The following is a 22,513-nucleotide window of genomic DNA, read 5'->3' on the forward strand; positions in this document are numbered from 1 at the left end:
GCATACGGGACGAGAACCGCGCAGGCAGGTGCACGGAAGAGTTCGCCACCGGATCACCCCGCCCGGTTGTAGTGAGAATCGAGTCCGAGGCAGGTCTCCTGGCTGGCGGTGCGCCGGTCATTGGACTGGCGAACGATGCGCCTTCCCGCCGCCTGGCAGTGGCCTTGCATCGTTCATCACCGTTTACAGTTGCGGGGGCAGCCGCGGCTTGGACCGCGTTCCCTTCTTAGGTTCTGTACGACAAGTGGCTGCGCTCGGCCATGCTGCGTTAAAAACAGGCTCGGAATGCTCATGTAGGCCCCTACACTCCGCTTCCTCGCCTGTTTTTGCCTTGCCTGACCTTCGCTCGCCGACTTTTCGTACAGAACCTAGCTTCGGCAGACGCCGAAGAACCTCGAGAGCGCAAGGCTACGCAGAGCTTGGGGGGCGGTCAATCTTCATGCGGCGCGAAGACAGGCCAATCGCGATCGAAAACGAGAACCCTTGCCAATTGACGCCCCTCCCTCGCCCATGCTCTCCTACACAACTTGTTACGGGTGCCCTTCACAGGGTGAAACGGGAAACCGGTGCGTCACAGGCCAAAAGCCTTGATCAGTCCGGTGCTGCCCCCGCAACGGTAAGCGAGCGAAGAATCAGATCCACTGTGCCAGCAGTCCGGCATGGGAAGGCGATTCTTGCCGGCCAGGCGCAAGCCCCGCCCCTCGCGAGCCCGGAGACCGGCCCGCTACACAGTCATAACAAACCCGCGGTGGGCGGGCGCTGTTAATTCCCCGCGAGCCCGTCTCGCGGGGTCTTGCTGCGCTCGATTCACCCGCTGACACACCAGAGGGAAGCGCCATGTCGATCATCAGCAGCACCAGCCACTCCAGCAGCAGCACCGCCACCCTGAGCCAACGCTTGGTCGCCGCCATCGGCGCCTCGATCCTCGGTGCGTGCCTTGTGTATTTCGCCGGTTTCTCCCATATCGAAGCGGTGCACAACGCCGCCCACGATACCCGTCACAGCGCCGCCTTCCCTTGCCACTGAGACCTGCCGAGATGATCAAGCGTATCGCGCAAACCGCGGGGTTCACCGGGTTGCTGGCGGCCCTGTTGCTGACCCTGCTGCAAAGCTTCTGGGTCGCGCCGCTGATCCTGGAGGCGGAAACCTACGAGAAGGCCCCGGCCGCCCAGCACGAAGACGTGCATGAACACGCCGCCGGCACCGCCGCCCACAGCCATGACGCCGAAGCCTGGGAGCCGGAAGACGGTTGGCAGCGCGTGCTGTCCACCACCGGCGGCAACCTGGTGGTCGCCGTGGGCTTCGCCCTGATGCTCGCCGGCCTCTACACCCTGCGTGCGCCGAACCGTACTTCCCAGGGCCTGCTCTGGGGCCTGGCCGGTTATGCCACCTTCTGCCTGGCGCCGACCCTCGGCCTGCCGCCCGAACTGCCGGGCACCGCTGCCGCGGACCTGGGGCAACGGCAGATCTGGTGGGTCGGCACCGCCGCCTCCACCGCGGTCGGCATTGCCCTGGTCGTCTTCGCGCGCCACTGGTTGCTGAAAGTGCTGGGCGTGGCCATCCTCGCCGTGCCGCACCTCATCGGCGCGCCACAGCCGGAAGTGCATTCGATGCTCGCGCCGCAAGCACTGGAAGCGCAGTTCAAGATCGCTTCGCAACTGACCAACGCCGCGTTCTGGCTGGCCCTGGGCCTGATCAGCGCCTGGCTGTTCCGCCGCAAGAGCGACGATCAGTACTCGGCATGACGGCTGCCAGCACAGCGCCGACCCTGGTGGTCGGCCTGGGCTGCCAGCGGGGCTGCCCGGTGGAGACCTTGCGCGCCCTGCTCGACCAGACCCTGAGCGCCCACCGCATCGACCTCGGGCAGATCAAGGCGCTGGCCAGCATCGACCTGAAACGCGAGGAACCCGGGCTGCTAGCCCTGGCCGCGCAACTGGGCCTGCCCCTGACCTGTTTCAGCAGCCGCCAGCTGACGCCTTATGCGCCGCAACTCAGCCATCGTTCAGAGATCGCCTACGAGCACACCGGCTGCTACGGCGTCGCCGAAAGCGCCGCCCTGGCCCTGGCCGAACAGCTGGCCCGAGGCCCGGCAAAGCTGCTGGTCACGCGGCAGAAATATGCCCAGGCGACCCTCGCCTTGGCCTGCTCCGGGTAAATCTTCGATAATCCCCGCCGCTGATCATGAGCAATCTTCATCTGTGAGGTTGCCTCGCCCCTTTTTTCACAGGAGAACGCCATGACCGTCTTTTTTATCGGCGCAGGTCCCGGCGACCCGGAACTGATCACCGTCAAGGGCCAACGGCTGATCCACAGCTGCCCGGTCATCATCTATGCCGGCTCCCTGGTGCCCGAAGCCGTGCTCCAGGGTCATAGTGCCGAACAGCTGGTCAACAGCGCCGAATTACATCTGGAACAGATCATCGAATTGATCAAGGACGCCCATGCCAAAGGCCAGGACGTGGCCCGGGTGCATTCCGGCGACCCGAGCCTGTACGGCGCCATCGGCGAACAGATTCGCTGCCTGCGCGAGCTGGGCATCCCCTTCGAGATCATCCCCGGCGTGACCGCCACCGCGGCCTGCGCGGCGTTGCTGGGGGCCGAGCTGACCCTGCCGGACGTCGCCCAGAGCGTGATCCTGACCCGCTATGCCGACAAGACCTCGATGCCCGCCGGCGAGTCATTCGCCAGCCTGGCCGCCCACGGCACCACCATGGCGATTCATCTGGGGGTCAACCATCTGCAGAAGATTGTCACCGACCTGCTGCCCCACTACGGCGCCGACTGCCCGATTGCGGTGGTACACCGGGCGACCTGGCCGGATCAGGACTGGGTGCTGGGCACGCTGGCGGACATTGCCGAAAAGGTACAGGCCAAGGGGTTTCGGCGCACGGCGCTGATCCTGGTGGGCCGGGTGCTGGCCACGGACAGTTTCAGCGAGTCGTCGTTGTATCGCGCGGGGCATGCGCATTTGTATCGACCTTGAGGCCTTATCGCGAGCAAGCTCGCTCCTACAAAAGCATGCGCATTCCTCTGTAGGAGCGAAGCTTGCTCGCGATCCAGGCGCCGCGGAGCAACTGGGGCCACATACATCCGGGCATAAAAAAACGGCGCTCACGGGGCGCCGTTTTTTTGTTCGCAGCGAACGCCTTAGTAGTAGGCGTTTTCTTTCTGCGTGTGGTCGGTGACGTCACGTACACCCTTGAGCTCGGGAATGCGCTCGAGCAGAGTACGCTCGATGCCTTCCTTCAAGGTCACGTCGGCCTGGCCGCAGCCTTGGCAACCACCGCCGAACTGCAGCACGGCGATGCCGTCCTCGACCACATCGATCAGGCTGACCTGGCCGCCGTGGCTGGCCAGCCCCGGGTTGATCTCGGTTTGCAGGTAGTAGTTGATGCGCTCGTTGATCGGGCTGTCGGCGTTGACCATCGGTACCTTGGCGTTGGGCGCCTTGATGGTCAGCTGGCCGCCCATGCGGTCGGTGGCGTAGTCGACGACCGCGTCATCGAGGAAACCTTCGCTGAAGGCGTCGATGTAGGCGGTGAAGCTCTTCAGCCCCAGGGCTTTGTCTTCGGGTTTTTCTTCACCCGGCTTGCAATAGGCGATGCAGGTCTCGGCGTACTGAGTCCCTGGCTGGGTGATAAAGATGCGGATGCCAATGCCCGGGGTGTTCTGCTTGGAGAGCAGATCAGCCAGATAATCGTGGGCGGCGTCGGTAATGGTAATAGCGGTCATGGAAATTCCTCGCAGGCGTGGGCGCAGTTTACGCCAATCGGCGTGCCGGACAAAGTCCTAGTATTTTTGTCGGGATAGACCTTGGTCGATAGGCCCGCGCTGCGTGGTCAACGCAACGCCTGGGATTTTTTAACAAGGCTCTTGCGGGATGGGCCGGGCCGGAACCTGAGGGCTCCGACCCGGAATTTCAAGGGCTTGGCGCCGTCAGAGGTTCTCGTAGCGGTTCATGTCCAGTACGCCCGCCTCTTTCGGATCGGTTTCCAGGATGCACTGGGTCTGGTCATGGAAGTACTGCCAGAACTGCGGATGGCTGCGACGGATCCCCCAGCGCTCGACGATTTTCTCGAAACGGTGGGCGTCCTTGGCGTTTTCCATCTCGGCCACGAACGCCGGCACTTGCTCGGCAGGAATATTGAACATGAAGTTCGGGTAGCTGCTGAGCACGCCCGGGTAGATGGTCAGGGTGTCCAGGCCCGGCTGGTAGCGCAGCGACTCGCCCAGCAGGAACGCCACGTTACTGTGGGCGCGGTTGCGCAGCATGCTGTAGAACACCCGCTTGCCGCTTGGCGCCTGGATGCGCAGCATGGTGGCCTCCGGCAACAGGTCGATGACCCGCATGCCGGCCGCCGGCCGCGAAACCAGGCCGCTGAGGGCCTGTTCGGCATTCTGCAGCGCCGGGTCGATGTTCGGCCGCGAGCAGTAGGCGCCGTCGCAGCGGTTGATCGGATCGGGCCGCGCATTGAGGTCGCCGTAACGGCTCAACAGCTGGTTGGCGAAGTCGCGTTTCGGGTCCTTCTCGTCCAGGACCAGGGCACTGGCCTTGTCGTCGTCGATGGACTCGTAGTCCAGCCACATCTTGAATTTGCCGCTGTTCTGGTACCAATCGTCGAGGAAGTCCTCGCGGGTGCCGGCGGGCATCAGGCGCAGGAAGTTCTGCTCGGCGCCGTTGCGGATCAGGTCGAAGTACAGCCGGGTCTGCGCCTGGTGCGAGACGTTGCCGAACACGTCGAAGTTGACCGCCAGCTGGTAGTAGGTGCGCTCCAGCAGCGGGTAGTCGAACAGCCACATGGTCTGCGGCACCTCGCCGATCAGACCCTTGGTCACCGAGGCGCTGTCGAAGTGACGGAAGATGCTCAGCAGCGCGTTGTCGTTGCCCGCCCACAGGGTCGACCAGCTCGGCGCCGGGGCATTGGCGTAGGAGTCGCGGCGCAGGATCTCGTATTCGTTGCGTTTGTCGCGATAGGCCAGCCACAGGCTCAGCACGCTGCCGACGTCATCGTTCTGCCCGGGCATGGCCAGCAGCGGCGTGGCCTGGCCGCGGTAGGCCGGGTCGGTGATGTAGAGGTCGTGTTCCGGGGCCTGGAACAGCGCCCAGAAGTTGTCGCGGATCACATCGGTGGCGATCTGTCCGCGGCACACCGGGCCGCGGATAAAGGTGCGCACGAAGTACTCGGCGTTATCCAGCATGAACTGGTAGCGGGCCTTGGCCGGAATCGCCTCGAAGGTCTCGAACGGGTTGGCGCGGCGGCCCGGGCCATAACCCGGCAGCGCGCTGACCTGATAATCGCCGCTGTAGAACAGGGTCTTGACCCGCGCCATCTTCTCCGCGCTCAGCGGGTAGGTGATGTGGGTCTTGTGCACGATCACCCCTTGCACCGGCCACAGGCGGTAATACACCTGGGTGCCCGGGTCGTCGTTGGGTCGGCGGGTGTTGATCAGGTCGATCGGCTGGCCACTCGGCGTGCGCGAGCGCACCCACTGGAAGAAATGCCCCGGCTCGCCGCCCTCGAAATAGATGTGGGCGAGGAACCAGTGCTCGAACAGCCAGCGGGCCACCAGGCTTTCCCGGGCGCCCGGGGCATTGAGCAGGTTTTCCCACTGCAGCACCTGCATCGCTTCCTTGGCGCTCGGCGCCAGGCCCTGTTCGTCGATCGGCGCCCCGGAGGCCAGCCAGCGTTGCAGGGTCTGGTATTGCTGATCGGTCAGACCGGTCACCGCCAGCGGCATGCCTTCGCGCGGATGGGCCTTGGCATAACCATCGAATTCGGCCGGTTGCGCGCACATGTTCTCGCGGTTCAGGCCCAGGACAATGTCCTCCGGCAGCTTGGCGTTGGGTTGCAACGGCGTCTTGTGGCCCAGCTCGAGCATGCGCGCCATCAGCGCCGCCTGGCTGCCCTGGGCATCGAGCACCGAGTAGAAGCCCATACCCTGCCAGGCGTGCTTGCCGGAAGCGTCATAGAACAAGCGGGTCGGCGTCTGTGCCTTGCTGCGTTCGCCGTCGTACACCGGGATCTTCGAGGCGCCGCGGGCCGCGCCCTCGCCGCTGCCCAGGTTGAGCTGGCAGGCCGAGTCGTAGCAGGCATGGCAGGCCACGCATTTCTCGGTGAAGATCGGCTGGATATCGCGGGTGTAGGAGATCGCTGGCGCGGGACCCTGGGCGCTGGCGAACGAACTTAAAAGCAGCAGCACACTGCCAATGACAACGCGGTAAGACATATCCCTGGTCCAATCCATAAGAAAATCCGGCGATTCTACCGGGCCAGCACCGCCACCAACATGAGCGATATTCATGCAAAACCGCCGCATGCTCTAAAAGCGCACAGGTTTGCTATGATCCTCGCCCTTCGTAATGGCCCTTCCAGGTAGTCTTTCATGTCCGATCGCAGCACGCGCCTCCAAGCCCTTCAGCAAGCCCTCAAAGAGCGCATCCTGATTCTCGACGGCGGCATGGGCACCATGATCCAGAGCTACAAGCTCGAGGAGCAGGACTACCGTGGCAAACGCTTCGCCGACTGGCCGAGCGACGTCAAGGGCAACAACGACCTGCTGGTGCTGACCCGTCCGGACGTGATCGGCGGCATCGAGAAGGCCTATCTGGATGCCGGTGCCGACATCCTCGAAACCAACACCTTCAACGCCACGCAGATTTCCATGGCCGACTACGGCATGGAAGCGCTGGTCTACGAGCTCAACGTCGAAGGCGCGCGCCTGGCACGCAAGGTCGCCGATGCCAAGACCCTGGAAACCCCGGACAAGCCGCGCTTCGTCGCCGGCGTCCTGGGCCCGACCAGCCGCACCTGCTCGCTGTCGCCGGACGTCAACAACCCCGGTTACCGCAACGTCACCTTCGACGAACTGGTGGAGAACTATACCGAGGCCACCAAGGGCCTGATCGAGGGCGGCGCCGACCTGATCCTGATCGAGACCATCTTCGACACTCTCAACGCCAAGGCGGCGATCTTCGCCGTGCAGGGTGTGTTCGAAGAGCTGGGCCTGGAACTGCCGATCATGATCTCCGGCACCATCACCGACGCCTCGGGCCGCACCCTGTCCGGGCAGACCACCGAAGCCTTCTGGAACTCGGTGGCCCACGCCAAGCCGATCTCCGTCGGCCTGAACTGCGCCCTCGGCGCCAGCGAACTGCGCCCCTACCTGGAAGAGCTGTCGAACAAGGCCAGCACCCACGTCTCCGCGCACCCCAACGCCGGCCTGCCCAACGAATTCGGCGAGTACGACGAACTGCCGGCGCAAACCGCCAAGGTCATCGAAGAGTTCGCCCAGAGCGGCTTCCTGAACATCGTCGGCGGCTGCTGCGGCACCACCCCGGGGCATATCGAGGCCATCGCCAAGGCCGTCGCCGGCTATGCGCCGCGGCAGATCCCGGACATCCCCAAGGCCTGCCGCCTGTCGGGCCTGGAGCCGTTCACCATCGACCGCCAGTCGTTGTTCGTCAACGTCGGCGAGCGCACCAACATTACCGGTTCCGCCAAGTTCGCCCGCCTGATCCGTGAAGAGAACTACACCGAAGCCCTGGAAGTCGCCCTGCAGCAGGTCGAAGCCGGCGCCCAGGTGATCGACATCAACATGGACGAAGGCATGCTGGACTCGAAGAAGGCCATGGTGACCTTCCTCAACCTGATCGCCGGCGAGCCGGACATCTCGCGCGTGCCGATCATGATCGACTCCTCCAAGTGGGAAGTGATCGAAGCCGGCCTCAAGTGCATCCAGGGCAAGGGCATCGTCAACTCCATCAGCATGAAGGAAGGCGTCGAGCAGTTCATTCATCACGCCAAGCTGTGCAAGCGCTACGGCGCCGCCGTGGTGGTGATGGCCTTCGACGAAGCCGGCCAGGCCGACACCGAGGCGCGCAAGAAGGAAATCTGCAAACGCTCCTATGACATCCTGGTCAACGACGTCGGCTTCCCGCCGGAAGACATCATCTTCGACCCGAACATCTTCGCCGTGGCCACCGGCATCGAGGAACACAACAACTACGCGGTGGACTTCATCCACGCCTGCGCCTACATCCGCGACGAGTTGCCCTATGCGCTGAGCTCCGGCGGGGTGTCCAACGTGTCGTTCTCGTTCCGCGGCAACAACCCGGTGCGCGAGGCGATCCACTCGGTGTTCCTGCTGTATGCGATCCGCAACGGCCTGACCATGGGCATCGTCAACGCCGGCCAGCTGGAGATCTACGACCAAATCCCGCAGGAGCTGCGCGACGCCGTGGAGGACGTGATCCTCAACCGCACCCCGGAAGGCACCGATGCCCTCCTCGCCATCGCCGACAAGTACAAGGGCGACGGCAGCGTCAAGGAAGCCGAGACCGAAGAGTGGCGCAACTGGGACGTCAACAAGCGTCTGGAGCACGCCCTGGTCAAGGGCATCACCACGCACATTGTCGAAGACACCGAGGAGTCGCGGCTGTCCTTCGCCCGCCCGATCGAAGTCATCGAAGGCCCGCTGATGGCCGGCATGAACATCGTCGGCGACCTGTTCGGCGCCGGCAAAATGTTCCTGCCCCAGGTGGTGAAGTCCGCCCGGGTGATGAAGCAGGCCGTGGCCCACCTGATTCCCTTTATCGAACTGGAAAAAGGCGACAAGCCGCAAGCCAAGGGCAAGATCCTCATGGCCACGGTCAAGGGCGACGTGCACGACATCGGCAAGAACATCGTCGGCGTGGTCCTGGGCTGTAACGGCTACGACATCGTCGACCTCGGCGTGATGGTGCCGGCGGAGAAGATCCTGCAGGTGGCCAAGGAACAGAAGTGCGACATCATCGGCCTGTCCGGCCTGATCACCCCGTCGCTGGACGAGATGGTCCACGTCGCCCGGGAAATGCAGCGCCAGGACTTCCACCTGCCGCTGATGATCGGTGGCGCTACCACCTCCAAGGCGCACACGGCGGTGAAGATCGAGCCCAAGTACAGCAATGACGCGGTGGTCTACGTCACCGACGCCTCGCGCGCCGTGGGCGTGGCCACCCAACTGCTGTCCAAGGAACTCAAGGCCGGTTTCGTCGAACGCACCCGCGAAGAGTACGTGGAAGTCCGCGAGCGCACCGCCAACCGCAGCGCCCGCACCGAGCGCCTGAGCTACCCGGCGGCCGTGGCCAAGAAGCCGCAGTTCGACTGGATCAGCTACCAGCCGACCGTGCCGACCTTCACCGGGGCCAAGGTGCTGGACAATATCGACCTGCGGGTCCTGGCCGAATACATCGACTGGACGCCGTTCTTCATCTCCTGGAACCTGGCCGGCAAATTCCCGCGCATCCTTCAGGACGAGGTGGTGGGTGAAGCCGCCACCGCGCTGTACAAGGACGCCCGGGAAATGCTCGACAAGCTGATCGACGAGAAGCTGATCAGCGCCCGCGCGGTGTTCGGCTTCTGGCCGGCCAACCAGGTGCAGGACGACGACCTGGAAGTCTATGCCGACGACGGCCAGCCCTTGGCCAGGCTGCACCACCTGCGCCAGCAGACCATCAAGACCGACGGCAAGCCGAACTTCTCCCTGGCCGACTTCGTCGCGCCCAAGGACAGCGGCGTGACCGACTACGTCGGTGGCTTCATCACCACCGCCGGCATCGGTGCCGAAGAAGTGGCCAAGGCCTATCAGGACAAGGGCGACGACTACAACTCGATCATGGTCAAGGCCCTGGCCGACCGTCTGGCCGAGGCTTGCGCCGAGTGGCTGCACCAGCAGGTGCGCAAAGACTACTGGGGCTACGCCAAGGACGAGCAGTTGGACAACGAGGCGCTGATCAAGGAGCAGTACAGCGGTATCCGCCCTGCCCCGGGTTATCCGGCCTGCCCGGACCATACCGAGAAGAGCACCCTGTTCGCCCTGCTCGACCCCGAGGCATCCGAAGGCAAGGCCGGGCGCAGCGGCGTGTTCCTCACCGAACACTTCGCCATGTTCCCGGCGGCGGCGGTCAGCGGCTGGTACTTCGCCCACCCACAGGCGCAGTACTTCGCCGTGGGCAAGATCGACAAGGACCAGGTCAACAGCTACAGCGCGCGCAAAGGTCAGGACCTGGCCGTGACCGAGCGCTGGCTGGCGCCGAACCTGGGCTACGACAACTAACAGCTACGCGCCCCCACTGTAGGAGCGAGCTTGCTCGCGATGAACGCCAACGATGACGCGGTGAATCTGAAGAATCGCGTTGTCTTGACGTTTTGATCGCGAGCAAGCTCGCTCCTACAGGGTGTATGGGCAGGAGCTACGCGAAAATTGTCTATGCTTTCCCTACACTCACTTGTGTCGAGGGATTTATGGACGACCCCATCAACAACAAGCCGCCGACCCTTTGGCAGATGCTGCAAAGCGTCGCCGCTGCCGCCTTTGGCGTACAGAGCGGCAAGAACCGCAAGCGCGACTTTACCCACGGCAAGCCCAGCCATTTCGTGATCCTGGGCATTCTGTTCACTGCGGTGTTTGCCTTGACCCTGTTCGGTATCGTCAAGCTGGTCGTGCACCTGGCGGGGCTTTGAACGCCTGTCAGTGCAACAACAGATTCAGCGAGAAGGGATAACGGTAGCCGGCCGGCTTGCCCTCGGCCGACAACCCGCGAAAGTCCACACCGTATTGCTGCGAACCCTGTAGATCCAGCAAGCGCTGCGCCTGGACCTTGTCCAATAGCTGGAACACATCAAGCTGCCAGCTCGGGCCACCATAGGCCGCAGGGTTCAGCCCCCGGGCATCATCGTTGAGCACCACCATCGCCCAGCCCCCCAGGGTGAAATGCCCGGCGATCAGCGCCGTCAGGCGTCCGTCGATCAACGCCTGCAAGGCCTGTGGCGAGCTGTTCAGGGCACTGAACAGCACCTCCTTGCCCGGTCGCCGCCCCTGCTGTTCCAGCGCCTCCATCGCCCCCAGGGCCATCTCGTCGTTGGCCGACCAGATCAATTGCGTCTGCGGATAGCGCTTGAGCAACTGCTGGGCCTGCTCAAAGGCGCGCTGGCGATTCCACTCGCCATACACCAGTTGCCGTAGCCGCACCTCGGGATGCTCGGCCAGCGCTCGTTGCAGGCCCTGCTCACGGGATTGCGCCACCGGGGTGTTCTTCACTCCCGAGAACGCCAGCAGGTCGATGTACTGCCCTGGGGCTAACGGACCGTGACGACGGATCAGCTCCTTGAGCATCAGGTAGCCAGCTTCCTCGTCGTTGGCGATCATGCTGCCGATCCAGTCGGGATAACGACTCTGGCGATCGCCCAGCAAGCGTTGCTGATCGCTGGTCAGCGCGTTATTGACGACGAACAGCTTCACCCCGCTGCCCTGGGACAAGCGCAGGATCTCCGGCGCGACATATTGCTCGTTGACCACCACCAGGTAATCCGGCCGGTCCGGGCCCTGCAGGGCTTCCCGGGCCTGGCGGATGGTGGTTTGCGAATCGCGCTGCGAATAACGCACGCGCAGATCCAGGCCGAGGTCGTTGGCCGCGGCCTGCATGAACTGTGAATAACCGACCCAGAAGGTTTCAGTGGAATGGCCCGGGTTCAAAAACACCACCGAGGTGGCATGGGCCATGGCCCAGAACGCTGGACTCAGTACAAGCAGCACCAGCAGCAGACACTTATCAAACGCCTTGAACATTGCGACCAGAGTCCCGGAATATTGCCCCGCAGTATAACTGGCAAAATACTGGCCAATGTCGGCAAATCGTCATTTCCCACAGACAATTCGGACTCTGTTCGTCGCTCGACCGCAACTATTGATGACTGACCCAGAACACCGCCGTTCCCACGACCAGAATGATCAGAAAGAGAATGGCCCAAGCATCGACAGCGCTGTCGCTTTTCCTTGCCTTGGTTGGATTGCTCATAGCATCGCCTCTTGTCGGTTTTATCGGTGACTGCACAAAGACTCGAGCACAGTTAAGTCGAGGATTGCCCTCACCACAAATGTGGGTTTGAGCCGGCCGGATACCGTTAGTCGTTTTGGTTCTTTGCATATACTCAAACATCACTTTTGCGCATAACTGCAAACTGGTATCTTCGCCCGGCTCCGTTGGGAGTGCGCGGCCGTGCGCGCAGAATTTCTTGGGTGACATCCGCCTCTGCGTCACCTGATAAGCCTGAGAACAGGATCTATATGTACGTATACGACGAGTACGATCAGCGGATCATCGAGGACCGCGTCAAGCAGTTCCGTGATCAGACCCGGCGCTATCTGGCAGGCGAGCTGAGCGAAGAAGAATTCCGCCCTCTGCGCCTGCAGAATGGCCTCTATATCCAACGTTTTGCCCCGATGCTGCGGGTGGCGGTGCCTTATGGCCAGCTGACTTCGCGCCAAGCACGGATGATGGCCAGGATCGCTCGCGACTACGACAAGGGCTACGCCCACATCAGTACCCGGCAGAACGTGCAGTTCAACTGGCCGGCGCTGGAAGACATCCCGGACATCCTGGCTGAGCTGGCGACCGTGCAGATGCACGCCATCCAGACCAGCGGCAACTGCCTGCGCAACGTCACCACCGACCAGTTCGCCGGCGTCGCCGCCGATGAGCTGATCGACCCGCGCCCCTGGTGTGAAATCGTCCGTCAGTGGACCACCTTCCACCCTGAGTTCGCCTACCTGCCGCGCAAGTTCAAGATCGCCATCAACGGTTCGACCTCGGACCGCGCGGCCATCGAAGTCCACGACATCGGCCTGGAGCCGGTGTACAACGCCGCTGGCGAGCTGGGCTTCCGGGTCCTGGTCGGTGGCGGCCTGGGCCGGACCCCGGTGGTTGGCGCCTTCATCAACGAGTTCCTGCCGTGGCAGGACCTGTTGAGCTACCTCGACGCCATCCTGCGGGTCTACAACCGCTACGGCCGGCGCGATAACAAGTACAAGGCGCGGATCAAGATCCTGGTCAAGGCCCTGACCCCAGAGGTGTTCGCCGAGAAAGTCGAAGCGGAAATGACCTTCCTGCGCGGCGGCCAGACCACCCTGACCGAAGCCGAAGTGCATCGGGTGGCCAAGCACTTCGTCGATCCGGACTACAAGGCACTGGTCAACCAGGACGCCGAACTGGCCGAGCTCGACAAACAATATCCGGGCTTCGCCCGCTGGCGCACGCGCAACACCCTGGCCCACAAGAAGCCGGGTTATGTCGCCGTGACCCTGTCGCTGAAACCCACCGGCGTAGCCCCGGGCGACGTCACCGACAAGCAGCTGGACGGCATCGCCGACCTGGCCGACCGCTACAGCTTCGGCCAGCTGCGCACCTCCCACGAGCAGAACGTGATTCTCGCCGACGTCGAGCAGAGCCAGCTGTTCACCCTGTGGGGCGAGCTGCGCGAGCAAGGTTTCGCCACGCCGAACATCGGCCTGCTGACCGACATTATCTGCTGCCCGGGCGGTGATTTCTGCTCCCTGGCCAACGCCAAGTCGATCCCGATCGCCGAATCCATCCAGCGCCGTTTCGACGACCTGGACTACCTGTTCGACATCGGCGAGCTGGACCTGAACATTTCCGGCTGCATGAACGCCTGCGGCCACCACCACGTGGGCCACATCGGCATCCTCGGCGTGGACAAGAAAGGTGAAGAGTTCTATCAGGTTTCCCTCGGTGGTAGCGCCAGCCGCGACGCCAGCCTGGGCAAGATCCTCGGCCCGTCCTTCGCCCAGGACGACATGCCCGACGTGATCTCGAAGCTGATCGACGTGTACGTGGAACAACGTACCGAAGACGAGCGCTTCATCGACACCTACCAACGTATTGGCATCGACCTCTTCAAGGAGCGCGTCTATGCAGCGAATAATTAAGAACAACGAGGTCATCGACGAAACCTGGCACCTGCTGCCCAAGGACGCGACCCTCGACGGCATTTCCAACTGCGACGACCTGATCGTGCCGCTGGCCCTGTGGCGCGAGCACGCTCATGCCCTCAAGGCCCGCGACGGCGGCCTGGGCGTGTGGCTGGACAGCGATGAAGAAGCCGAAGAGATCGGCGATGACGTGCAGCACTTCCAGGTCATCGCCCTGAACTTCCCGGCCTTCACCGACGGCCGCAACTACTCCAACGCCCGCCTGCTGCGTGACCGTTACGGCTTCAAGGGCGAGCTGCGGGCAATCGGCGACATCTTGCGCGACCAGCTGTTCTACCTGCGCCGCTGCGGGTTCGACGCCTACGCCCTGCGCGCCGACAAGGATCCGTACGAAGCCCTGGAAAGCCTCAAGGACTTCTCCGTGACCTACCAGGCCGCCACCGACGAACCGCTACCGCTGTTCCGTCGCCGCTAAACGCCGCGCCAACAAAAAGCCCTGGACCGGGAAACCGGTTCAGGGCTTTTTTGTGTCTGCCATCTTTAACGCGCTGCCCGCCCCTGTAGGAGCGAGCTTGCTCGCGATAAACCTCAAGACAACACGAACTCCAGAGAAACGTGGTGCTGCAACCTCCATCGCGAGCAAGCTCGCTCCTACAGGAGGCCGCAACGGCCTTACCAGAAACGCTGCTGGGTCAGGCGGCTCCACCAGGTCAGCAGCACACGGTCGATAGAACCGCTGGCCGCCAGCCCGACCCGCTCCTGCAGGCTCTTGCGCTCGGCGTAGTGCAGGTGGAACAGCTCGGCGCTCTTGGCGCGTTCGGCCAGGTATTCGTCACTGGTTTTCAACTCGTCGACCAGCTTTTTCTCCTGCGCCGCGACACCCAGCCAAACTTCACCGGTGGCCACCTCGTCGATGACCAGTTGCGGCCGATAACGGGAAACGAAGTTCTTGAACAACTGATGGGTGACGTCCAGGTCTTCCTGGAATTTCTCCCGGCCCTTTTCGGTGTTTTCGCCAAACACGGTCAGGGTGCGTTTGTATTCGCCGGCGGTCAGCACTTCAAAGTCGATGTCGTGCTTTTTCAGCAGGCGGTTGACGTTCGGCAGCTGCGCCACCACGCCGATCGAGCCGAGGATGGCGAACGGCGCGCTGATGATCTTCTCGCCGATGCACGCCATCATGTAGCCGCCGCTGGCCGCGACCTTGTCGATGCACACCGTCAACGGCACGCCGGCCTGGCGAATCCGCGCCAGTTGCGACGAGGCCAGCCCGTAGCTGTGCACCATGCCGCCGGCACTTTCCAGGCGCAGCACCACTTCGTCCTTGGGCGTGGCCAGGCTCAGCAGCGCGGTGATTTCGTGGCGCAGCCCCTCGGTGGCCGAAGCCTTGATGTCGCCGCTGAAATCCAGCACGAACACCCGCGGCTTTTCCTCGTGCTGCTTCTTGTGTTTTTTCTCGGCCTTGGCCTCGGACTTGCGCAGCGCCTTGAGCTGGTCCTTGTCGAGCAGGCTCTGCTCCAGACGCTCGCGCAGGCCTTTGTAGAAATCGTTGAGCTTGCTCACATGCAACTGCCCGGCGCCCTTGCGCCGGCCTTTGCTGCGCAGCGAGGCAGCGGTGATCAGCACCACCAGGATGGCGATGACCAGGGTGACGGTTTTGGCCAGGAAACTGGCGTACTCGGAGAGAAACTCCACAGGGACTCCTTAAAGACGTGCATCACTGCCAACACGTGGCGGAATGGCTCCAGCATACCGGCGCAGCCAGGCGTCGGCCAGTCGCGAAACCTCCTGTTACCGTGCTCTAACGGGCATTTCAAACAAGCGTATGTTTTTTCATTGACAGCTCACCGGCATCCTCATAACCTCGCAAAACTTTCAACGTACCGGGATGACGCGGACGTGGGCAGCATCTATCTGATTCGACATGGCCAGGCCTCCTTCGGTGCGGACGACTACGACGTCCTCTCGACCACGGGTGTGCGCCAGGCCGAAGTGCTCGGTCAACACCTGGTCGAACTGGGGGTGAACTTCGACCGCTGCCTGGCTGGCGACCTGCGCCGCCAGCAACACACCGCCAACTCCACCCTGCAACAGTTCAGCGCCGCGGGCCTGCCCACGCCGATCCTGGAAACCGATTCGGCGTTCAACGAATTCGATGCCGACGCGGTGATCCGTGCCTTGCTGCCCGCCATGTTGTCCGAGGAGCCCGACGCCCTGGACATCCTGCGCAACACCGCGCAGAACCGCGCCGAATTCCAAAGAATCTTCGCCCTGATCATCGACCGCTGGCTGGCCGGCACCTACGATCCACCGGGGCTGGAAAGCTGGCTGGGATTCGTCGAGCGGGTGCAGGCCGGCCTGCAGCGGATTCTGGAACAGGCCGACAACACCCAGAAAATCGCCGTGTTCACCTCCGGCGGCACCATCACCGCCCTGCTCCACCTGATTACCCGGATGCCTGCCGCCCAGGCCTTCGAACTGAATTGGCAAATCGTCAATACCTCGCTCAACCTGCTGAAGTTTCGCGGTCGCGAGGTCGCCCTGGCTTCCTTCAACAGCCATGCCCACCTGCAGCTGCTGAAGGCCCCGGAACTCATCACTTTCCGCTGAGTCCGGATCACTGTGACCCTTGCTGTAACAACCCATAAAAGGATCGAACCATGACCTCCGTAGCCGACGCCGTACAAGCCATGAAAGCCAAGTTCAACCCAGCTGCCGCTGCCGGCCTGGACCTGGTTTTCGGTTTCCGCATCGATGACACCAAGAACTTCTCGCTGATCGTCAAAGACAGCACCTGCGAGCTCAAGGAAGGCGAGAACCCGGACGCCCAGGTCACGCTGGTAATGGACGGCGAAACCCTGCAAGGCATCGTCAGCGGCGAAACCGACGGCATGCAGGCCTTCATGGGCGGAAAGCTGCGCGCCGAAGGCGACATGATGCTGGCGATGAAGCTCAGCGAACTGTTCCCGGCCTAAGTAAGCGCTTCCCCAGGGAAGCCCTTGTTTGCCCACGAATCCCGCCTTCTGGCGGGATTCGTCGTTTCAGGCCCGTGCTTTCAGCCCGCACCAAAGGGCTCGGCCAGCGGCAAGCCGGTAGCTGCCGTCATGACCGAGGACGCCATCAACAGCTCCCGGGTATAAGGGTGCCGTGCCGAGGCGAACAGCTGATCGGTCTCGCCGCGCTCCACCACTTCGCCGTCCTTCATCACGATCAGGTCATGGGCCAGCGCCCGCACCACGGCCAGGTCGTGGCTGATGAACAGGTAGGTCAGGCCGTGTTCCTGCTGCAGGCGGCGCAGCAGCGCCACCACCTGTTTCTGCACCGTGCGGTCGAGGGCCGAAGTGGGTTCGTCGAGCAGGATCAGTTCCGGCTTGAGCACCAGGGCGCGGGCAATGGCGATGCGCTGACGCTGGCCGCCGGAGAATTCATGGGGGTAGCGATGGCGGCTGGCCGGGTCGAGGCCGACCTCCTGCAAGGCCTTGATCACCGCCTGCTCGCGCTGCTGCGCATTCAGCTCGCTGTGCACCAGCAAACCTTCGGCAATGATCTGCTGCACGCTGAGGCGCGGGCTGAGGCTGCCGAACGGATCCTGAAACACCACTTGCAACTGCCGACGCAATGGCCGCAGCTGTTTGCCGTCGAGACTTTGCAGGTCCTGGCCCTTGAAGCGGATGCTGCCTTCGGACTCGATCAGCCGCAGGATCGCCTGGCCCAGGGTCGACTTGCCCGAGCCAGACTCACCGACAATGCCCAGGGTCTTGCCCCGTTGCAGTTGCAGGTCGATGCCGTTCACCGCCTTCAGGTAACGCCTGGGACGCAGCCAGCCACCGCCCTGACGGAACCAGACCTTCAGCCCGTCCACCGCCAGCTGGGTCTCGCTGGGCCCGCAGCGCAGCGCCTGGCCGCCGGGCTCGGCATTCAACAACTGGACGCTGTAGGGATGTTGCGGATCAGCGAACAGTTGCTCGCAGCCAGCCGTTTCGACGATCTCCCCGGCACGCATCACCGCCACCCGCTGGGCGATGCTGTGCACCAGGTTGAGGTCGTGGCTGATCAGCAGCAAGGCCATGCCCAGGCGCTGTTGCAGGTCCTTGAGCAGCAGCAGGATCTTGCGTTGCACCGTGACATCCAGGGCGGTGGTCGGCTCGTCGGCGATCAGCAGTTCCGGCTCGCAAGCCAGGGCCATGGCGATCATCACCCGCTGGCGCTGGCCGCCGGAGAGCTGATGGGGGTAGGCCCTCAAGCGCTGCTCCGGCTGCTGGATGCCCACCAGGCGCAGCAGCTCCAGGATCCGTTCGCGGGCCTGGGTACCGGCCATGCCCTTGTGCAGGCGCAGGGTTTCCCCCAGTTGCCGCTCCAGGCTATGCAGCGGGTTCAGCGAGCTCATGGGCTCCTGGAAGATCATCGCGATACGGTTGCCGCGCAGCTGGCGCAAACGCGCCGGGCTGGCGCCGAGCAGCTCTTCGCCGCGATAACGGATGCTGCCGGCGATACGCGTGCAGCCCGGATCCAGCAATTGCAGGAGGCTGTGGGCCGTCACCGACTTGCCGGAGCCGGACTCGCCCACCAACGCCAGGCACTCACCGGGACGGATCTCCAGGTCGATGCCATGCACCACCTCAGTGGCCTTGAACGCCACCCGCAGGTCGCGCAGTTCAATCAGTCGCTCACTCATCTCAATGCCTCGGATCAAAGGCGTCACGGCAGGCTTCGCCGATAAACACCAGCAACGACAGAATCAGCGCCAGGGCAAAAAACGCCGTCAGCCCCAGCCAGGGCGCCTGCAGATTGCTTTTGCCCTGGCCGATCAACTCGCCCAGGGAGGCACTGCCGGCCGGCATGCCGAAGCCCAGGAAGTCCAGGGCCGACAGGGTGGCGATGGCCCCAGTGAGAATGAACGGCAGGTACGTCAGGGTGGCGCTCATGGCGTTGGGCAGGATGTGCCGCAGCATCACCTGGGTATCGCCGACGCCCAGGGCCCGCGCCGCCTTGACGTACTCCAGGCCGCGGCTGCGCAGGAACTCGGCGCGCACCACATCCACCAGGGTCAGCCAGGAAAACAGCGTCATGATCCCCAGCAGCCACCAGAAATTCGGCTCGACGAACCCCGAAAGAATGATCAACAGATACAGCACCGGCAGCCCCGACCAGACCTCCTGCAGGCGCTGCCCCAACAGGTCGATCCAGCCGCCGTAATAGCCTTGCAGGGCGCCGGCGGCGATGCCGATCAGCGCACTGGCGGCGGTCAGCGCCAGGGCGAACAGCAGCGACACCCGGGTGCCGAAGATCACCCGCGCCAGCACGTCCCGGGCCTGGTCGTCGGTGCCCAGCCAGTTCTGCACCGAGGGCGGGCTGGGCGCCGGCTCCGTCAGGTCGTAGTTGACCGTGTCGAAGGCGAAAGGAATGGGCGCGAACAGCAGCCAGCCGCCCTGCCCTTCGATCAGCTGGCGCACCGCAGCGCTGCGGTAATCCGGCTGGAACGGCAGCTCGCCGCCAAACTGCTGTTCGGTGTAACGCTTGAACACCGGGAAATACCACTGGCCCTGGTAAGCCACGAGCAAGGGCTTGTCGTTGGCGATCAGCTCACCGCCGAGGGTCAAGGCGAACAACGCGATGAACAGCCACAAAGACCACCAGCCGCGCCGGTGGGACTTGAAGCGCTGCCAGCGCCGCAAGCCTATGGGAGACAAGGTCAACATCAGGCGCTCCTTGCACTGAAGTCGATGCGCGGATCGACCAGGGTGTAGCACAGGTCGCCGAGCAGTTTTATCAGCAGACCGAACAGGGTGAAGATGAACAGCGAGCCGAATACCACCGGGTAATCCCGCGACACCGCGGCGTCGTAGCTCAGGCGCCCCAGGCCATCGAGGGAGAAGATCACCTCGATCAGCAGCGAGCCGCCGAAGAACACATTGACCAGGGCCTGGGGCAAGCCCGCGACCACCAGCAGCATGGCGTTGCGAAACACATGGCCGTACAGCACCTGCCGCTCGCTCAGGCCCTTGGCCCGCGCGGTGACCACATACAGGCGGGAGATCTCGTTGAGAAAGCTGTTCTTGGTCAGCAGGGTCAAGGTGGCGAAGCCGCCGATCACCAGGGCGCTGACCGGCAGCACCAAATGCCAGAAGTAATCGGCGACCTTGCCCCAGGCCGAGAGCTGGGCGAAGTTCTCCGAAACCAGCCCGCGTACCGGGAACCAGTCGAGCAAAGTGCCGCCGCCGAACACCACGATCAGCAACAGGGCGAACAGGAACCCCGGCATCGCATAACCGATAACGATCGCCGCGCTGCTCCAGACATCGAAGGCCGAGCCGTCATGGATGGCCTTGCGAATCCCCAGGGGGATCGACACCAGGTAGGTGATCAGCGTCGCCCACAAGCCCAGCGACAAAGTCACCGGCAACTTCTGCGCGATCAGCTCGGTGACCTTGGCGCCACGAAAGAAGCTGTCGCCGAAATCCAGCCGCGCATAACGCTTGAGCATCAGCCACAAACGCTCGCCGGCGGGTTTGTCGAAGCCGTACTGGCGCTCGATATCGGCCAGCAGCTTGGGGTCCAGGCCACGGGTGGCGCGGGACTCTCCGCCCACCGTTTCCACGTGCCCGCCGCCCACCGCCGAGGCGCCGCCAATGCCTTGCAGACGGGCGATGGCCTGCTCCACCGGGCCGCCGGGCGCCGCCTGGACGATGACGAAGTTTACCAGCAGGATGCACAGCAGGGTCGGCACGATCAGCAGCAGACGCCGCGCGCTATAAGCCAGCATGGACAGCCTCCCCGCGACGTTGGCGCATCTGGCTCAGGGTCAGCGCTTGTGGGCTGACCTCCCACCAGGTGTCGAGCCCGGCGTCGTATAGCGGCGCGATGGCCGGCCGGCCAAAGCGGTTCCACCACACCGAGGAAATGCCCGGCGGGTAGTAGTTGGGGATCCAGTAGTAGCCCCACTGCAACACCCGGTCCAGGGCCCGAGCGTGGGCCAGCATGCTGGCACGGCTGTCGGCCTGCACCAGGGCGCTGATCAGCCCGTCCACCGCCGGGTCGCGCAGCGCCATGTAGTTGTTCGAGCCCGGGTCGTCGGCGCTCACCGACCCGAAGTAGTTGAACAGCTCGCGCCCCGGCGCCTGGGACACCGGGTAGGCGGCGATGATCATGTCGTAGTCGCGGCTGCGCACGCGGTTGGTGTATTGCGCGGTGTCGACCTGGCGGATATCGAAGCCGATGCCGATCTGCGCCAGGTTGCGCTTGAACGGCAGCAGCAAACGCTCCAGGCCTTTCTGGCCGTTGAGAAAGGTGAAACGCAGGGGCTCGCCGGCGGCGTTGCGCAACTGGTCGCCCTGGGGTTTCCAGCCCGCCTGTTCCAGCAGCTTCAGGGCCTGCAACTGTTGCGGGCGGATGATCCCGCTGCCGTCGGTGCGTGGTGCCTGGAACACCTGGCTAAAGACCTCCTCGGGAACCTGCCCGCGCCAGGGTTCGAGGATCTTCAACTCGTCAGCGTCCGGCAGCGCCGCTGCCGCCAGTTCGCTGTGGGAAAAGAAGCTCTGCTGGCGCAGGTACAGGCTGCGCATCATCTGCCGGTTGCTCCACTCGAAATCCCAGAGCATGGCGATCGCCTGGCGCACCCGGCGGTCCTGGAACTGCGGTTTCTGCAGGTTGAAGATGAAACCCTGGGCGCCCAGGGCCGAACCCGGCGCCAGGTGTTCACGCACCAGGCGCCCCTGCTCCAGGGCGGCGCCGGCATAACCGATGGTGTAGCCGGTGGCAGAGAACTCGCGGTTGTAGTCGTAGCCGCCGGCCTTGAGGATCTGCCGCGACACATCGGTGTCGGCGAAGAACTCCACCCGCAGCCGATCGAAGTTGTAGCGCCCACGGGCCACCGGCAGGTCCTGCCCCCACCAGTCCCTGACCCGCTCGAAGTCGACGCTGCGCCCGGCGTCCACCGCGCTCACCCGGTACGGCCCGCTGCCCAGCGGCGCTTCGAAGCCGCCGCCGTCGGCGAAATTGCGGCCGCGCCACCAGTGCTCGGGCAACACCGGCAACGACGCCAGGTCCAGGGGCAAGGTGCGGCTCTCGCTGTTCTTGAACACAAAACGCACCCGGGTCGGCGACTCCACCTGCACCTCGGCGACATCGGCGAACTGCTGGCGGTACTTGAAGCTGCCCTGGGTCATCAGCAGCTCGAAGGTGTAGCGCACGTCCTGGGCGGTGATCGGGCTGCCATCGTCAAAGCGCGCCTTCGGGTTGAGGTAAAAGCGCAGCCAGGAACGGTCCGGTGCCAGCTCCAGGCCCTCGGCCACCAGGCCGTACACGGTGTAGGGCTCATCCTTGGAGCGATAGGCCAGCGGCGCGTACAGCCAGCCGTCGATATCGGCCACGCCGGTGCCTTTGTCGATGTAGGGAATCAGATGATCGAAAGGCCCGCTTTCCAGGGAGGACCGGCGCAGGCTGCCGCCTTTGGGCGCGTCCGGGTTGACGTAGTCGAAGTGCTGGAAGCCGGCGGGATATTTGGGAGCTTCGCCGTAGACCGTCAGCGACGGTTGCACGGCGGCCAGCAGCACGGGGCTCGGCAGCAGGCAGAGCCAGAACAGCAAGGTGCGTTGCAACAGCATGGAATGATGCCTCTTTGAACAGAAGCAGGGATCCGGGATGAATAGATGACCTCAGCGCGGGCAAGCCTCGCGCCTACAGCGTGCGCGACTTGCCGCGATCACAATCGCCTGCTCAGCCCTGACTCCTGCCCGAACCCTTCCAC

The 22,513-nt window shown here is 63.7% G+C and carries 18 protein-coding genes and 2 riboswitches; of the genes, 10 read left to right on the top strand and 8 right to left on the bottom strand.

Annotated features, from left to right (window positions below; translation table 11 throughout):
• Positions 1-70: 70 nt before the first annotated feature.
• A riboswitch (cobalamin riboswitch) is annotated at positions 71-278 on the bottom strand.
• Positions 279-517: 239 nt separating this feature from the next.
• A riboswitch (cobalamin riboswitch) is annotated at positions 518-740 on the top strand.
• A gap of 97 nt (positions 741-837) precedes the next feature.
• The 4 genes from DK261_RS08910 (at position 838) to cobM (ending at position 2,983) form a co-directional block, all read left to right on the top strand.
• The gene (locus DK261_RS08910; RefSeq protein ID WP_007921866.1) at positions 838-1,026 is read left to right on the top strand and encodes a CbtB-domain containing protein; all 189 of its coding nucleotides are present in this window, start codon (positions 838-840) and stop codon (positions 1,024-1,026) included.
• Between the two features lie 11 nt (positions 1,027-1,037).
• Entirely contained in the window at positions 1,038-1,745 is a 708-nt protein-coding gene (locus DK261_RS08915) for a CbtA family protein (protein WP_028682873.1), read from the top strand.
• On the top strand, positions 1,742-2,155 hold the full coding sequence (locus DK261_RS08920; RefSeq protein WP_009049663.1) for a cobalamin biosynthesis protein: 414 nt from the start codon (positions 1,742-1,744) through the stop codon (positions 2,153-2,155). Before DK261_RS08915 ends, DK261_RS08920 begins: the two co-directional genes overlap by 4 nt.
• Before the next feature lie 81 nt (positions 2,156-2,236).
• Positions 2,237-2,983 carry a precorrin-4 C(11)-methyltransferase gene (gene cobM / locus DK261_RS08925; protein WP_110175598.1) on the top strand — a complete coding sequence of 249 codons (747 nt, stop codon included), beginning with the start codon at positions 2,237-2,239 and terminating at the stop codon, positions 2,981-2,983.
• Between the two features lie 164 nt (positions 2,984-3,147).
• Here cobM and nfuA read toward each other — a convergent pair whose 3' ends face one another.
• Positions 3,148-3,732 carry a Fe-S biogenesis protein NfuA gene (gene nfuA, locus DK261_RS08930; protein ID WP_009049665.1) on the bottom strand — a complete coding sequence of 195 codons (585 nt, stop codon included), beginning with the start codon at positions 3,730-3,732 and terminating at the stop codon, positions 3,148-3,150.
• Positions 3,733-3,936: 204 nt separating this feature from the next.
• Complete coding sequence (locus DK261_RS08935; RefSeq protein WP_110175599.1) at positions 3,937-6,228, bottom strand: fatty acid cis/trans isomerase; 2,292 nt, start codon at positions 6,226-6,228, stop codon at positions 3,937-3,939.
• A 156-nt stretch (positions 6,229-6,384) separates the two neighbouring features.
• Between DK261_RS08935 and metH the strand changes: the two genes are divergently transcribed.
• Positions 6,385-10,095: a methionine synthase gene (gene metH / locus DK261_RS08940; RefSeq protein ID WP_110175600.1), complete on the top strand. Its 3,711-nt coding sequence runs from the start codon at positions 6,385-6,387 to the stop codon at positions 10,093-10,095.
• 188 nt (positions 10,096-10,283) lie between these two features.
• The gene (locus DK261_RS08945; RefSeq protein ID WP_009049668.1) at positions 10,284-10,502 is read left to right on the top strand and encodes a DUF2970 domain-containing protein; all 219 of its coding nucleotides are present in this window, start codon (positions 10,284-10,286) and stop codon (positions 10,500-10,502) included.
• A 7-nt stretch (positions 10,503-10,509) separates the two neighbouring features.
• On the opposite strand, the gene DK261_RS08950 is transcribed toward DK261_RS08945, so the two are convergent.
• Positions 10,510-11,607: an ABC transporter substrate-binding protein gene (locus DK261_RS08950; protein WP_009049669.1), complete on the bottom strand. Its 1,098-nt coding sequence runs from the start codon at positions 11,605-11,607 to the stop codon at positions 10,510-10,512.
• A 498-nt stretch (positions 11,608-12,105) separates the two neighbouring features.
• Here DK261_RS08950 and DK261_RS08955 point away from each other — a divergent pair, with 498 nt between their 5' ends.
• Positions 12,106-13,764 carry a nitrite/sulfite reductase gene (locus DK261_RS08955; protein WP_016705359.1) on the top strand — a complete coding sequence of 553 codons (1,659 nt, stop codon included), beginning with the start codon at positions 12,106-12,108 and terminating at the stop codon, positions 13,762-13,764.
• Positions 13,748-14,242: a DUF934 domain-containing protein gene (locus DK261_RS08960; RefSeq protein WP_009049671.1), complete on the top strand. Its 495-nt coding sequence runs from the start codon at positions 13,748-13,750 to the stop codon at positions 14,240-14,242. Before DK261_RS08955 ends, DK261_RS08960 begins: the two co-directional genes overlap by 17 nt.
• A gap of 197 nt (positions 14,243-14,439) precedes the next feature.
• Here the strand turns inward: DK261_RS08960 and sohB are convergent, their stop codons facing one another.
• Positions 14,440-15,462 carry a protease SohB gene (sohB, locus tag DK261_RS08965; protein ID WP_016705360.1) on the bottom strand — a complete coding sequence of 341 codons (1,023 nt, stop codon included), beginning with the start codon at positions 15,460-15,462 and terminating at the stop codon, positions 14,440-14,442.
• A 204-nt stretch (positions 15,463-15,666) separates the two neighbouring features.
• Here sohB and DK261_RS08970 point away from each other — a divergent pair, with 204 nt between their 5' ends.
• Positions 15,667-16,377, top strand: coding sequence for a histidine phosphatase family protein (locus DK261_RS08970; RefSeq protein WP_110175601.1), 711 nt, complete (start codon positions 15,667-15,669; stop codon positions 16,375-16,377).
• Between the two features lie 50 nt (positions 16,378-16,427).
• On the top strand, positions 16,428-16,742 hold the full coding sequence (locus DK261_RS08975; protein WP_007921837.1) for an SCP2 sterol-binding domain-containing protein: 315 nt from the start codon (positions 16,428-16,430) through the stop codon (positions 16,740-16,742).
• Between the two features lie 80 nt (positions 16,743-16,822).
• On the opposite strand, the gene DK261_RS08980 is transcribed toward DK261_RS08975, so the two are convergent.
• The 4 genes from DK261_RS08980 to DK261_RS08995 are packed head-to-tail and all read right to left on the bottom strand — an operon-like array spanning position 16,823 to position 22,370.
• A complete protein-coding gene (locus DK261_RS08980; protein ID WP_038633509.1) occupies positions 16,823-18,442 on the bottom strand; it encodes an ABC transporter ATP-binding protein in 1,620 nt (539 codons plus the stop codon).
• Position 18,443: 1 nt separating this feature from the next.
• Positions 18,444-19,466 carry an ABC transporter permease gene (locus DK261_RS08985; protein WP_009049675.1) on the bottom strand — a complete coding sequence of 341 codons (1,023 nt, stop codon included), beginning with the start codon at positions 19,464-19,466 and terminating at the stop codon, positions 18,444-18,446.
• On the bottom strand, positions 19,466-20,530 hold the full coding sequence (locus DK261_RS08990) for a microcin C ABC transporter permease YejB (protein ID WP_028682869.1): 1,065 nt from the start codon (positions 20,528-20,530) through the stop codon (positions 19,466-19,468). Before DK261_RS08990 ends, DK261_RS08985 begins: the two co-directional genes overlap by 1 nt.
• On the bottom strand, positions 20,517-22,370 hold the full coding sequence (locus DK261_RS08995; RefSeq protein ID WP_110175602.1) for an extracellular solute-binding protein: 1,854 nt from the start codon (positions 22,368-22,370) through the stop codon (positions 20,517-20,519). Before DK261_RS08995 ends, DK261_RS08990 begins: the two co-directional genes overlap by 14 nt.
• Positions 22,371-22,513 lie beyond the last annotated feature (143 nt).

It is taken from the genome of Pseudomonas sp. RW409 (genome assembly GCF_003184125.1).
In the GTDB taxonomy this organism is placed as follows: Bacteria; Pseudomonadota; Gammaproteobacteria; order Pseudomonadales; family Pseudomonadaceae; genus Aquipseudomonas; species Aquipseudomonas chlororaphis_I.